This is a genomic window from Ruegeria sp. BHSA191, from assembly GCF_059613325.1.
This window is the reverse complement of record NZ_JBXWSH010000003.1, coordinates 261,271-274,062: the sequence shown is the minus strand read 5'-3', so window position 1 is coordinate 274,062 and position 12,792 is coordinate 261,271. Positions and strand designations below refer to the sequence as shown.

Genomic DNA, 12,792 nt, shown 5'->3' with positions numbered 1-12,792 from the left:
CGGCTCATTTCCTCGGCGTCAGGAACGACCGGTCGGACTCGCCGGTCACGAATTCCACGATCCGGCGGACATAGTCGCTGTCGGTGTCGTCCCCCAGCCGCTTGACGCGGTCCAGGAACGTTCCGTCGCCTTGCGCCATCTCGCGGAACGCGGCACGCAGGGCCGAGATGTCCGCCCGCGGTACCCCGCGCCGCTTGAGGCCCACCAGGTTCAGACCTTCCAACTCGCCCCGCGGAGCTTGAACCAAGCCATAGGGGATGACATCGTTGGGCACCATGGTCAACGCGCCGATGATGGCGCCGCGGCCCACGCGCACCCATTGATGCAAGCCGGAAATGCCACCGATGATCACGTCATCCTCGATGATGCAGTGACCGGCGGCGCCGGAATGGTTCACCATGATCACCCGGTTACCGATCTGTACGTCATGGGCCACATGAACCCCGGCCATCAGCAAGCAGTCATCGCCGATACGGGTCACGCCGCCGCCGCCCTCGGTGCCGGTGTTGATCGTCACGTGCTCGCGGATGCGGTTGCGTTTGCCGATCTCCAGCCGCGTGTCCTCTCCGCCGAATTTCAGATCCTGTGGGATTTCACCGATTACGGCGAAGTTGAAGATTACGCAGTCCTCACCGATCGAGGTGTCGCCGGTCACGACCACGTGCGATTTCAACTCGACCCGGTCGCCCAGCCGGACCTTGGGGCCGATATGGCAGAACGGACCGATCACGCAATCCTGACCGATCTGCGCACCGTCTTCGATGATGGCACTGGGATGAATGCGGCTCATGCTGTCTTTTCCATGTCCCAATCGACATAGGCCGAGAACTCGGCTTCGGCCGCCACTTCACCGTCCACGGTCGCGCGGCCGCTGAACTTGAAGATCTTGCCGCCTTTCTTGCCGCGCACGGTTTCCACATGCATCTTCAGCACGTCGCCCGGCACTACCTTGCGGCGGAATTTGCACTTGTCGATGTTCATGAAATAGATCAGCAACTCGCTGTCGATCACGTCCATGCCGACACCCAGCATCACGCCAGCGGTCTGGGCCATCGCCTCGACGATTGTCACGCCGGGCATGATCGGCGTTCCGGGGAAATGACCCTGGAAATGCGGCTCGTTCATGGTGACGTTCTTGATGCCGACCGCCGACTGATAGCCGTTGATCTCGACAACCTTGTCAACCAGCAGGAACGGATAGCGATGCGGCAGGATCCGTTGGATCAGCTGGATGTCGGCGCTCTTGGTGTCCGTGGTCATGTTCCGGGTGTCCTGTTTTCGAGGTGTGGTTTCCGCGTGGTTAGCAATACCACCGTGCGAGAGCAAGCCGCGCTAGGGTTCGTCACGCTCTTCCAGCCCGGCACCGTCGCCGATGGCCGCGTCGATCCGCCGGATGGCCACATCGGTGATATCCGAGGCATCCGAGCTGAGAAAGACGTTCGCGCGTTCGATGATGATCGACGCCCCCGTATCGCGCAGCAGATCGATCAGAACAGGGCGTGACAGTTCGACAAACCTGACCCGCGCCTCTTCGCTGCGTCGCGACAGCGCATCCAGTTTGGCACGCTGGCTTTCGCGGTGCGACTGCACTTTCTGGTCGAACGCTTCGGCCAACGGTTGAAACTCGTCCGGGGTCAAGACGCTGCGTTTGTCGGTCAGCTCCTTTTCCTCGCGGCTCAGCTCGGCCACGATGCGTTCGTTCTCCTCGGCCAGTGCACGGCTTTCCGCCTCGATCTCGGCCCGGATCCGCTTGCCGAAGGCCGACTCGGCGAACATCCGGTCACTGGATATGGTCAGCACCCCCGATTGCGGAATGCCCAACTGCTGAGCCGATGCGGGGCCCGCCGCCAAAGCGAATGCCAAAATGCACAGGGCCCGAAGAGGGCCCTGCACTGTTCTGGATATGTGTTTCAGCATGAACGTCAGAACCGCGCCTGAATGGTGAAGTCAAAGTTCTGTTCTTTGTCGAAGTCTTCCTTGACCAACGCTTTCGAGAAGTTGAAGCGCAAGGGGCCAAACGGCGTATCCCACAACAGCGACACGCCTATGACATGGCGGAGCGACCCGTCGGCGCCGACGATATTGGCCCCGGTCGTGTCGACATTGTCGATGTCCCAAAGGTTGCCGACGTCATAGAAGACACCGCCGCGTAGGCCCAGTTCCTCGGGCAGGCCCAGCGGGAAATCGGACTCGAAGCGCGCCACCCAGTAAAGGTTGCCGCCGATCGCGTCGTCCTGGCCGTTCGACAGATCCCGTGGGCCCAGACCGGCCGGTTCGAACCCGCGGAAGATGTTGGGCCCCAGAACATAGCGGTCGAGGGTTCGGCTGAAGTCGTCTCCCTGCCAATGCAGGGCGCCGGCCTCGAACGAAGCGCGCAGGGTCATCTCCTCGTTCAGCACCTTGGTCTGGGCGATGGCGCGGGCGGAGGTCTTGAGGAACTTGTTGTCCCCGCCCAAACCGGCGGCATCCACGCCGACTTCGAACAACGCACCCGCGTTGGGGTTCAACCCGCCGATCCGACTGTCATAGACATAGGACAGGCCGAGCGAGCTGGTCGACCGCTTGCCCTGGGCGATTTCCGAAGCGATCACCGCCCCGTTCACCTGGCTGTCCTGCTGCGTCATCTCGCTGTCGTTCCAGTTGTAGCGCAGCTTCAGCGCCGACAGCTCTCCGATCGCATAGCTCAGCTGCGGGTTGAAGAACACGGTCTTGGTGTCATAGCTGGCAAAGCTCGAGTTCGTGGAGGACAAACCAAGCCCCAGATCGAAGCGCAGTTTGCGGCCCAGAAGATAGGGTTCGGTGAAATTCAGGATATACTGTTCTGAATCCTGCGCCGTCGACAGCGTCACACCCAAAGCCTGCCCTCGGCCCAAGAAGTTCCGTTCTTCGAGCCCGATCGCGATGCCGAACCCGTCCGAAACCGAATAGCTGCCGCCCAGGCTCAGCGAGCCGGTGGGTTGCTCCTCGACATCGACATCCACGATGACCTGACTGGGGCTGGACCCTTCGCGCGTATCCACATCGGCGACCGCAAAGAAGCCCAGCGCACGAATACGCTCGGCGCTCTGGCGGATTTCACGCGGGTTGAACGGATCACCCTCGACCGTGTCGAACTGGCGCCGGATCACCCGATCCAGCGTTGTTGTGTTACCTTCGATGTCGATGCGTTCGACGAAGATGCGCGGCCCCTTGGTCAGGACAAACTCGACATCCAGCGTCAGGTCGCGGTTGTTGCGGGTCACCCGCGGCTCGACCCGTAGGAAATCGACGCCGTTTTTCAGGCCCAACCGCTCCTGGCGGGTGATCGAATTCTCGATCAGCGTGGGCGAATAGGTCACGCCGGGCTTGATCTTCAACGCGGCTTGATAGGGCGCTGCGTCGACACCGGGAATCTCGCTGACGGTCGTCACCTTGCCGAACGAAAATTTCTGTCCTTCGGTGATATTCATCACCAGATAGAACGCATCCCGTTCGCGGGTAAATTCGACATTGGCGCTGTTGACGCGAAAATCTATGTAGCCGCGCGACAGGTAGAAATCACGCAGCACCTGCTTGTCGAACTCGATACGGTCGGCGATGAACGTATCGCCGCGCAGGAAGGTCCGAAGGATGTTGGCCTGTTTGGTTTCCAGCACGCGCCGAAGGCGGCGGTCGGAATAGGCGCGGTTGCCCACGAAGCTGACGCGTTCGATCTCGATCGTGGTGCCTTCGGCGACCTCGAACACCAGATCAACGCGGTTGTCGCTGCGACGGATGATGCGCGGAATGACGGTGGCGGATACCCTGCCCTGCGCCGAGTAGATCTCCGCGATCACATCGGCATCAGCCTCGGCCACCTGCGGGGTGAACACTCGGCGCGGCTGCGACGAAATCGCATCCAGCAGGACGTCATCCTTGACCCGCCGGTTGCCCTCGATGCTGATGCGGTTGATCGTCGGGTATTCCTGGACCTTGATCGCAAGCGTGCTGCCGCGCGGGGTTAGCTCGACTGTCTCAAAAACACCACTGTCAAGCAAACGCTGATAAGCGTCGTTCAGCTGGCCCGCCGTTACGGTCTGACCGGGCGTGATTCCCGTCCGGCTGATGATCGTCGAAGTTTCAATACGCCGGTTGCCTTCGACATCAAACGAATTGAACGTGTACGACTGTGCCCAGGCGGATTGCGAAAATACCGCAAGCCAAAGCGCTGAAACGAGGAAAAAACCCGATAGAAGCTGCCACAAAATGTTGGTTTCGGGCTCGACTGCACCGCAGGATATGCCCGCGTCTTCCCTGTATGCCATGTTTATCTCTGCCTGGTTCTGGGACTTTGAATTTGAGTACCGTTAATGGCACATCTTGTCAAAAGCCCAAAAGCAAAACGCGGCCGCAAGGGGCCGCGCAGCTAGAACCGGTGCTGGTAAAGAATCACAAAGAGGCCAGAAATGCCCCGCCCGCCAAGGCCAGCGCGGTGATGCCAAAGCTGAGCAGAAAATCCCAGTTCAGGACGAACAGGAAGTTGACCCCCTGATATGATTTTCGCAATGCACCTGTCATGATCTTCAGCCCGCTTCGTTGGAAACGAGTATCACCTACGTCGCAATTGAGGCGAATTTGCGGCGCCCGGAAGGCGCCGCTGCCTCAATCAGCAAAACAGATCGTTGCCGAGCGCGAAGATCATCAGGGTCAGGATCACTGTCACGCCGATGCCCATCATGATCTGGAATACCCGCTCGCTGGGCGGCTTACCCGAAACCGCCTCGTAGGCGTAGAACATCAGGTGGCCACCATCCAGCGCGGGGATCGGGAACAGGTTCAACAGGCCCACGGCGGTGGACAGCACCGCGATGAACGACACGAAATTCTGCGCCCCCTGGCTGGCCATGTCGCCCGAAGTTTCGGCAATGCCGATCGGCCCCGACATGTTGCAAGTGCTGATGGCCCCGGTGATCATGTGCCAGATGCCCGAAAGCGAGCCCTCGATGATTCGCCAAGTCTGTTGCAGGCCGGCACCTGCAGCCTCGAACAGCCCCGCCGGTTCGGTGGCCGGCTCCAGCATCAACCCGCCGACGATCCCGATCCGCCAATGGGTCTTGAAACCACCATCGGGCTGCGGTTCGTCGGTCCGGCGCGGGGCCAGCGCGAATTCAAGCTCGGCCCCATCGCGCCAGACATCCAGCAACAGCACCTTGCCGTTCGAGCTTTCGACCTTGTCCTTCAACTGATCGAAAGCAAAAATCGGCTCTCCGTCCACTGCGGTGATCACGTCGCCGGGCGCAAGCTGGATATCCATCGCCGCGCTTCGCGGTGCGACCCGGCTGATCAGCGGCGGAAACAGGTATGGCGCCTCGACATCGATGGTCTGTCCGTCGCGCTGAACGGTGTAGGTCAGCACGGGCTCTTCGGGCAGTGCATCGGTGAAATCGGTCCAGGCGTCCTCGGCGTCGAAATCCGGCACCGGGATTCCCTCGATCGCCAGGATCTCATCCCCTTCGCGCAGCTCTTGCACGGTTCCCGGCAGCGGTTTCAGCGTGCCCGCGGTCAAAGGTTCGCGGGTCACCCCCTGCGACCAGAAGATCGCCGCGAATACCAAAATCGACATGACAAAGTTAAACACCGGTCCGGCCGCCACCGTTGCCGTGCGCGCCCACAGCGGCGCACCGTGCATCGTATGACGCAGTTCTTCGGGGCTTTTACTGGCGATCTCGTCCATTGCCGCCGAATCCTTGCCCGACGCCGCGTTTGAATCGCCCAGGAATTTGACGTAGCCCCCAAACGGCAGCACCGCGATCTGCCAGCGCGTGCCGCGCTTGTCCACGCGGCTCCACAGAACCGGGCCGAACCCGATCGAGAACACCTCGGCATGGATCCCCGACCAGCGCCCGACGATATAGTGGCCGTATTCATGCACGGCGACGATCACCGACAGGGCCACGACGAAGGCAGCGATCGTGTAGATCAATCCACCAAATTGCGGGATCAGCGAGAGTATGTCCAAAAGTCTATCCTGCTCTTCTCAGTACGGCGTCATCCACCCATTGACGTGCCAGATGGTCCGCTTTCAACACGTTATCAAGGGTCATCGGGGCATCAATGAGGCCGCCTGCGTCCTCGAACCGGTCCAGAACCGCCGCCACCGCGTCGGACATGTCGAGAAATCCAATGCGCTGGCCTATGAAGTGATCCAGTGCACGTTCCTTGGCGGCGTTGAACACTGCACCAGACAGACCTCCGCGCGCCATGACCTCGCGCGCTAACCGCAGCGCCGGATAGCGCGCCGGGTCGGGGTCACGGAACCGCAACTGTCCCAGACGGGCCAGATCCAGCCGGGGTACCGGCAGCTCGCGCCGCTCGGGCCAGTGCAGCGCATAGCCGATCGCGTGGCGCATGTCGGGCGCGCCCAGATGCGCCATCACCGCCCCGTCGCGAAACCCGACCAACGCGTGAACGATCGATTCGGGGTGGATCACGACCTCGATCCGGTCGGGCGCGATACCGAAGAATTCCTTTGTTTCAATGACCTCCAGCGCCTTGTTGAACATCGACGCGCTGTCGATGGTAATACGCTGACCCATGTCCCAGTTCGGGTGGCTCGACGCCTGCTCGACCGTCGCCTGCGCCAGCCGCTCGACCGGCCAGTCGCGAAACGCCCCACCGCTAGCGGTTATGATGATGCGCTCGACCGCGGCCATGTCCTCGCCCACCAGCGCCTGGAACACGGCGGAATGCTCGCTGTCCACCGGCAGCAGGCGCGCACCATGCCGCCTTGCTGTCTCAAGCACCAGAGACCCGGCACAGACCAGTGTTTCCTTGTTGGCCAGCGCCAGCGTCGCCCCCTGTTCCAGTGCCGCCAGCCCGGGCGCCAGCCCCGCCGCGCCGACGATGGCCGACATCACCCAGTCGGCCGGACGCGCCGCGGCCTCGACCAGCGCGGTCGCCCCGGCCGCTGCTTCGATACCGCTGCCTTCCAACGCGGCGCGCAGGTCTTCCAACCTGTCGTCGAACGCGGTCACGGCGACCTGCGCGCGCAGGCGCCGGGCATCCTCGGCCAGTTGCCGGATATTCTCGCCACCGGTCACGGCCACAACGTCATAGACGGTCGGGTCCCGCGCGATCAGGTCGATGGTGTTCTGCCCGATGGAACCGGTGGCGCCAAAGATGGAGACCTTGCGCATCACATCTCTCCGGGGGCGTAGAACAGACTTGCAATCAGAACCAGCAGCGATGCCCCCATCATGCCGTCGAACCGGTCCAGAAACCCGCCGTGGCCCGGAATCAGGTCCGAACTGTCCTTGACTCCGAATTTCCGTTTGGTCGCGCTTTCCACGATGTCTCCCGCCTGGCTGGCCATCGAGGCCAGAACCGAGATCAGAACCAGCCCGGGCCCGAGGCTTGCATAAACCGCGAACGCGGCGCCCACCAAAGCAGCGGCCACCCAGCCGCCCACCGTACCCGACCAGGTTTTCTTGGGGCTGACCTTGGGCCAGAATTTCGGCCCGCCGATGGCCTTGCCCGCGAAATAGCCCGCCACGTCGGTGGCGACGACGACCGCGATCAGCCAGATCATCCAGCCAAAGCCCATGTTCTCGCGGATCGAGATGAATCCGAAACCCGCCGCCGCGATCCAGATCGCAAACAGAGCATAGATCCCGCGCGCGCGCCCCACCTGCCCGGCTCCGACCAGCGCCGGCGCGATCAGAACCGGCAAAGTGGCCACCGGCGGCAGATAGGTGGCCAAAAGAACCGCCACGGCGGTCAGCACGGATAATTGCACCGCAACTCCGGCCCGCTGCGGGTCAACCATGCGGACCAGTTCCCAGATCATGATACCGCAGGCCGCGGCGATGAAGGTCTCGAACCACAGCCCGCCCAGCCAAACCTCGACCGCGCCGATTGCCACCAGAACCACCGCCGACAGAACGCGGACGGTCAGATCGGACCAACGCCCGTCACTCATGCGGGGACGGCTCCGAACCGGCGTTCACGCGATCCGTAGCTTTTGCACAATCGCTCAAGCTCCGAGGCAGTGAAATCCGGCCACAGCGTTTCGATGAACTCGTATTCCGAATAGGCCGACTGCCACAGAAGGAAATTCGAGATCCGCGCCTCGCCACTGGTCCGGATCACCAGATCAGGATCGGGCAGAACCCGCGTATCCAGGTATTTCGGCAGCGTCTCCTCGTCCACGTCATCGGGGCACAGCTTGCCTTCGGCGACATCCCTGGCCAACCGTTTGGTTGCGCGAGCTACCTCGTCCCGGCCTCCGTAGTTCAGCGCCACGGTCAGATGCACCAGGTCGTTGTCGGCAGTTTCCCGTTCCAGCTGGTCCATCAGCTCGATCAGCTTGGCATCCAGCCGGACCCGGTCTCCAATGAACCGGACCCTGACACCGCTTTCGGCAAGCGTCCGGGTTTCCTTTATGATGTACCGTTTGAACAGGCTCATCAGGCCCGCAACTTCAACTTGAGTCCGCTTCCAGTTCTCGGTCGAAAAGGCAAAGATCGTCAGGTATTTGATCCCCAGCCCCGGGCAGGCTTCGACAACTTCGCGCACGCGCCGCGCCCCGGCATGATGCCCGTACAGACGCGGACGGCCACGGGCCTGAGCCCACCGCCCGTTGCCATCCATGATGATGGCCACATGGCGCGGCCCGCACAACTCGCCGATCAGGGGATCCTTGGGCATCTCCGCGTCTCAGACCTGCATGATTTCCGCCTGTTTCGCCTCAAGCGCGGCGTCAACGGCCTTGATCATCTGATCCGTCAGTTCCTGCACCTCGCTCTCCCAGAATTTCTGGTCATCCTCGGACAGGCCGTCAGCCTTGGCCTTTTTGATCTGGTCCATCCCGTCACGGCGCACATTGCGAATGGCCACGCGGGCATGTTCGGCATACTGGCCGGCCACCTTGCCCAGTTCGCGCCGGCGTTCCTCGTTCAGCTCGGGGATCGGCAGCATGATGATGGTGCCGTTCAGTTGCGGGTTGATGCCCAGACCGCTCTCGCGGATTGCCTTTTCCACCTTGCCGACCAGCGACTTGTCCCACACGTTGATGGTGACCATGCGCGGTTCGGGGACGTTAACGGTGCCCACCTGGTTGATCGGAGTCATCGACCCATAGGCGTCAACCATGATCGGATCCAGCATCGAAGCCGAGGCCCGGCCGGTGCGCAGCGACGCAAACTCGGTGCGCAGATTGGCCATGGCGCCCTCCATGCGGCGCTTCAGATCGTCGGTATCCAGTTCGAAGTCATCAGACATGCTGCTCACTCCCCTTATTCAGGTCTGTTTGCTAGGGTCATAAGCCATCGCAAATGGGATGTATAGCAATGATGATCGTCAAATGCCTCGACAGCAGGACACCGTTTGCCCCCGTACGTCGATACGTGAACAAAAACCGGCCCCAATGAGGCCGGTTCCGATTTGACGACAATCCGCCCGTCAGGCATTCACGTCCAGCACGACGCGACCCTTGACCCGGCCTTTCAGAATGTCTTCGCCCAGTTTTGGCAGATCCTTCAGCGTTGCCGGCTGGATCATCGAATCCAGCTTGTCCATCGGCAGGTCCGTCGCGATCCGTTTCCACGCGCGTACGCGATTGTCGTAGGGCTGCATCACGCTGTCGATTCCCAGCAGGTTCACCCCCCGCAGCAGGAACGGAATCACCGTTGCCGGCAAAGCCGCGCCCCCCGCCAACCCGACGGCGGCGACCGAGCAGCCATATTTCATCTGTCCCAGCACACGCGCCAGCATCGAACCACCCACTGCATCGACACACCCGGCCCATGTCTCGCTCTCGAGCGGGCGTTTGGTGGTCTCATTCAACTCCTCGCGCGGCACGATGGTCGCAGCGCCCAGAGATTTCAGATAATCCCCGGCCTCCGGGCGCCCTGTCACGGCCGCGACTTCGTAACCCAGATTCGCCAGGATCGCGGTCGCGACCGAGCCCACGCCACCGGCCGCACCGGTCACCAGAACCGGACCTCGATCCGGCGTCAGACCATGATCTTCCAGCGCCATGACCGCCAGCATCGCGGTAAAACCGGCGGTTCCCACCGCCATTGCCTGGCGCGTGCTCAACCCCTGCGGCAGAGGCACAAGCCAATCGGCCAGCGCGCTGGCTTTCTGGGCATACCCGCCCCAATGTGCCTCACCCACGCGCCACCCGGTCAACACCACCTTGTCGCCGGGTTTGTACCTGTCGTTCGAGGAGTCTTCTACCGTTCCCGCATAGTCGATCCCCGGCACATGCGGATAGTTGCGAACCAGACCACCGCCTTTGGGTGACATGCACAAACCATCCTTGTAGTTGACGGTCGAGTACTCCACGGCCACCCGCACATCCCCATGCGGCAGATCGTCTTCCGAAATCTGCTTGATCACCGGGGTTGCCAGCCCGCTTTCTTCGTCCTTCTCCATCACCAAAGCGTTGAACATGCTCACATTCCTTTCCTTCCTCTCGGCCAGACGACTTCTTCATCTGGCCCCAAATATCCCGGGGGAGTCGCGCAGCGACGGGGGCAGAGCCCCCTTCCCGACTCAAATCCAGAACTTCGCCTGCACGACTGCATCCCGCATGCCGTCCGGTGTCTCGACCTCAATCCGTGTTCCCGGATCCCAGTGGCTCAGCCGCAGCATACCGATCGACACGTTGGTTTGGAAATCCGGCGACCAGGTGGCCGAAGTCACCTGACCCACGCGCTTGCCGCCACCATATACCGGCCACGGCCGATCACATGGTGGCACCGCTTCACCCTCGATCGCGATCGGGCGGATTTGCTGAACCGGCCCCTCCTTGGCCACCCGCAAAAGCGCATCCCGCCCGATACAGCCAATGGCCGTATGCGTGTTGCAGAACTTGCCCAACCCGCACTCATGGGGCGTGTTGTCGTCAGTCATGTCATTGCCGTAAGACAGCAACCCGCCTTCGATCCGCTCGATCAGGTTGGGGCAACCCGCCCGAACCTGCAGGTCCTCTCCGGCGGCAAACAGGGCGTTCCACAAGGGCATGCCGATGTCGCCGCCCTCGACATAGATCTCGAACCCGCCCTGTTTGGAATAGCCCGACCGCGCAATCGCCAGATCACGCCCCTCGAACTGGAACATGTCGAACTTGAAGAACCGGATATCGCGCACCCGGTCGCCGAAGACCCGCGCCATCAGGTCATCCGACTTGGGTCCCTGCACTGCCAAGGGCGACACGTCCGGCTCGTCCACCAGAACATCCAGTCTATACCCGTTGGCCAGGCCCTTGACCCACAAAAGCAAGTCGCTGTCTGCGATCGAGATCCACCAGCGGTCATCCGCCAGTTTCACCGCCACGGGATCGTTCAGCATGCCCCCTGTTTCGTCCACGATCGGCACATAGTAGCATTGACCCGGCAACATGCCGCGCAGGTCGCGCGGGGTCAGCATCTGCATCAGCCGCGCCGCATCGGGGCCGCGCAGTTCGACCTGCCGCTCGCAGGCCACATCCCAGACCTGCACATGGGTCTTGAGATGCCGATAGTCGGCCTCCACGCTTTCAAACACCGTCGGCAGCAACATCCGGTTGTAGACGGTATAGCCTTTGACACCGGCCGCCTCGACCCCGTCAGAGAACGGCGTGCGCCGCAGCCGGCGCGACAAAGAAATCTGTGGCACTTAGACCTCCTCGGGCAAGAAAACGAGATCACTGACCGGCGCCTCAGAACCGGCCTCGGTCAGCATTTTGTGGATTTGTCCCCGGCGATGAGTTTGATGATTGAAAAAATGCATCACGCACACGGCGTAAGGCATTGTAATATTTTTCTCCTTCACCCCGGAATACCAGGTGAGCGACCCACTGATCGGCTCATCTCCCTGGGTGTCCGCCCAGACGCCTATCCGCGCGTCGATCGTTTCGCGCAGCGGCAGCCAGTGAGCCAGATCGGAGCACAGATGGCCGCTTTCTTGGATGCCGCCGCCTTTGCGGTGCGGGGGGCTGTCCGGGCTAGGACCCGTGCCAAACCGCGACATCCAGATCCAGTCGCCCCAAAGCAGATGGTTCGCCGTGCCCAGGATCGACCCAAAAAACGCGCCGCACTCCCGGGTCAATTCCACGGGCGAAAGCTTATGAAGAAAGCCCGCCAACTGGCTGTTTTGCCAACGGTTATAGCGGGCCATTCGCCGGGCAAAGGCGCCGGTGATCATTACCGGGGCCCGTGCCAGTCGATCTGACAGATCTCGGCGGAGCGGCCGTCGAAATCCCAGACCCGCCCAAAGGCGCGCACCTTGCCCTTTGTCGCGGTCGCCACTGTGATGTCCGGGCCCATCCAGTATTCGGTATTGGTGACGACGATCTCCTTGCCGTCCTTGCCCTCGACCGGGACCACCGCGCCCTGGATCTTCTTGCCGACCATCAGGCGGCGTTCCTTGCCTTCGGTTTCGAAATGCACCGGCGACCGCTCGGCCCCCAGGAACTCGCTGACCAGTACCGAGAACAGGCCTGTCGTACCGCGCGCCGCGCCCGAGAAGATGTTGACCAGCCCCTCATAGGCCGCCTCGGACGCGCGGTCGTCGATGAAGGCCGCAGCCTTCCAGTTGCCGCGCCCCATGTTGCCGGGGATTTCCAGGAACAGGCCCACGTTCAGACCCGACAGGTCCGCGTCGCCATATTGGCCCTCATCGATGCGGATGCCCGCCCAGGCCTGGCAGTAGCCCTCGGTCGGCGGATGCTTCCCAAGGCTGACCACGCAGGGGCAGAACACCGTGCAGTTGCAGTTCAGGATCAACTCGCCCTTGATGGTCCAGGGCACCGTGCCCACCGTATCCAAAGCCATGTCTGTCTCTCCTCTT

The 12,792-nt window shown here is 62.0% G+C and carries 14 protein-coding genes; all 14 read right to left on the bottom strand.

What is annotated here, in order from left to right; genetic code table 11:
- Window positions 1-4 precede the first annotated feature (4 nt).
- The 14 genes from lpxA to AC2FNS_RS04985 all read right to left on the bottom strand — a co-directional run bounded on the left by lpxA (window position 5) and on the right by AC2FNS_RS04985 (window position 12,776).
- The gene (gene lpxA, locus AC2FNS_RS05050; protein WP_496679955.1) at window positions 5-790 is read right to left on the bottom strand and encodes an acyl-ACP--UDP-N-acetylglucosamine O-acyltransferase; all 786 of its coding nucleotides are present in this window, start codon (window positions 788-790) and stop codon (window positions 5-7) included.
- The gene (gene fabZ, locus AC2FNS_RS05045; RefSeq protein ID WP_496679954.1) at window positions 787-1,260 is read right to left on the bottom strand and encodes a 3-hydroxyacyl-ACP dehydratase FabZ; all 474 of its coding nucleotides are present in this window, start codon (window positions 1,258-1,260) and stop codon (window positions 787-789) included. Before fabZ ends, lpxA begins: the two co-directional genes overlap by 4 nt.
- 72 nt (window positions 1,261-1,332) lie before the next feature.
- Window positions 1,333-1,917: an OmpH/Skp family outer membrane protein gene (locus AC2FNS_RS05040; protein WP_496679953.1), complete on the bottom strand. Its 585-nt coding sequence runs from the start codon at window positions 1,915-1,917 to the stop codon at window positions 1,333-1,335.
- A gap of 5 nt (window positions 1,918-1,922) precedes the next feature.
- On the bottom strand, window positions 1,923-4,283 hold the full coding sequence (gene bamA, locus AC2FNS_RS05035) for an outer membrane protein assembly factor BamA (RefSeq protein WP_496711129.1): 2,361 nt from the start codon (window positions 4,281-4,283) through the stop codon (window positions 1,923-1,925).
- Window positions 4,284-4,407: 124 nt separating this feature from the next.
- Window positions 4,408-4,536 carry a hypothetical protein gene (locus AC2FNS_RS05030; RefSeq protein ID WP_496688350.1) on the bottom strand — a complete coding sequence of 43 codons (129 nt, stop codon included), beginning with the start codon at window positions 4,534-4,536 and terminating at the stop codon, window positions 4,408-4,410.
- 88 nt (window positions 4,537-4,624) lie between these two features.
- Window positions 4,625-5,977 (bottom strand): RIP metalloprotease RseP, encoded by a 1,353-nt coding sequence (rseP, locus tag AC2FNS_RS05025; RefSeq protein WP_496711130.1) that lies wholly within the window; start codon window positions 5,975-5,977, stop codon window positions 4,625-4,627.
- Window positions 5,978-5,981: 4 nt separating this feature from the next.
- A complete protein-coding gene (gene dxr / locus AC2FNS_RS05020) occupies window positions 5,982-7,154 on the bottom strand; it encodes a 1-deoxy-D-xylulose-5-phosphate reductoisomerase (protein WP_496711131.1) in 1,173 nt (390 codons plus the stop codon).
- Window positions 7,154-7,936, bottom strand: coding sequence for a phosphatidate cytidylyltransferase (locus AC2FNS_RS05015; RefSeq protein ID WP_496688344.1), 783 nt, complete (start codon window positions 7,934-7,936; stop codon window positions 7,154-7,156). The genes dxr and AC2FNS_RS05015 overlap by 1 nt, the downstream gene beginning before the upstream one ends.
- Entirely contained in the window at window positions 7,933-8,664 is a 732-nt protein-coding gene (uppS, locus tag AC2FNS_RS05010) for a polyprenyl diphosphate synthase (RefSeq protein ID WP_496688342.1), read from the bottom strand. Before uppS ends, AC2FNS_RS05015 begins: the two co-directional genes overlap by 4 nt.
- A gap of 9 nt (window positions 8,665-8,673) precedes the next feature.
- Window positions 8,674-9,237, bottom strand: a complete 564-nt coding sequence (gene frr, locus AC2FNS_RS05005; protein WP_496688340.1) for a ribosome recycling factor — start codon at window positions 9,235-9,237, stop codon at window positions 8,674-8,676.
- A 180-nt stretch (window positions 9,238-9,417) separates the two neighbouring features.
- A complete protein-coding gene (gene acuI / locus AC2FNS_RS05000; protein ID WP_496711132.1) occupies window positions 9,418-10,413 on the bottom strand; it encodes an acryloyl-CoA reductase in 996 nt (331 codons plus the stop codon).
- A gap of 102 nt (window positions 10,414-10,515) precedes the next feature.
- Window positions 10,516-11,619 carry a dimethylsulfoniopropionate demethylase gene (locus AC2FNS_RS04995; protein WP_496679940.1) on the bottom strand — a complete coding sequence of 368 codons (1,104 nt, stop codon included), beginning with the start codon at window positions 11,617-11,619 and terminating at the stop codon, window positions 10,516-10,518.
- Entirely contained in the window at window positions 11,620-12,147 is a 528-nt protein-coding gene (locus AC2FNS_RS04990; protein ID WP_496711133.1) for a DinB family protein, read from the bottom strand.
- Window positions 12,147-12,776, bottom strand: a complete 630-nt coding sequence (locus tag AC2FNS_RS04985; protein ID WP_496711134.1) for a DUF1326 domain-containing protein — start codon at window positions 12,774-12,776, stop codon at window positions 12,147-12,149. The genes AC2FNS_RS04990 and AC2FNS_RS04985 overlap by 1 nt, the downstream gene beginning before the upstream one ends.
- Between the last annotated feature and the right edge of the window lie 16 nt (window positions 12,777-12,792).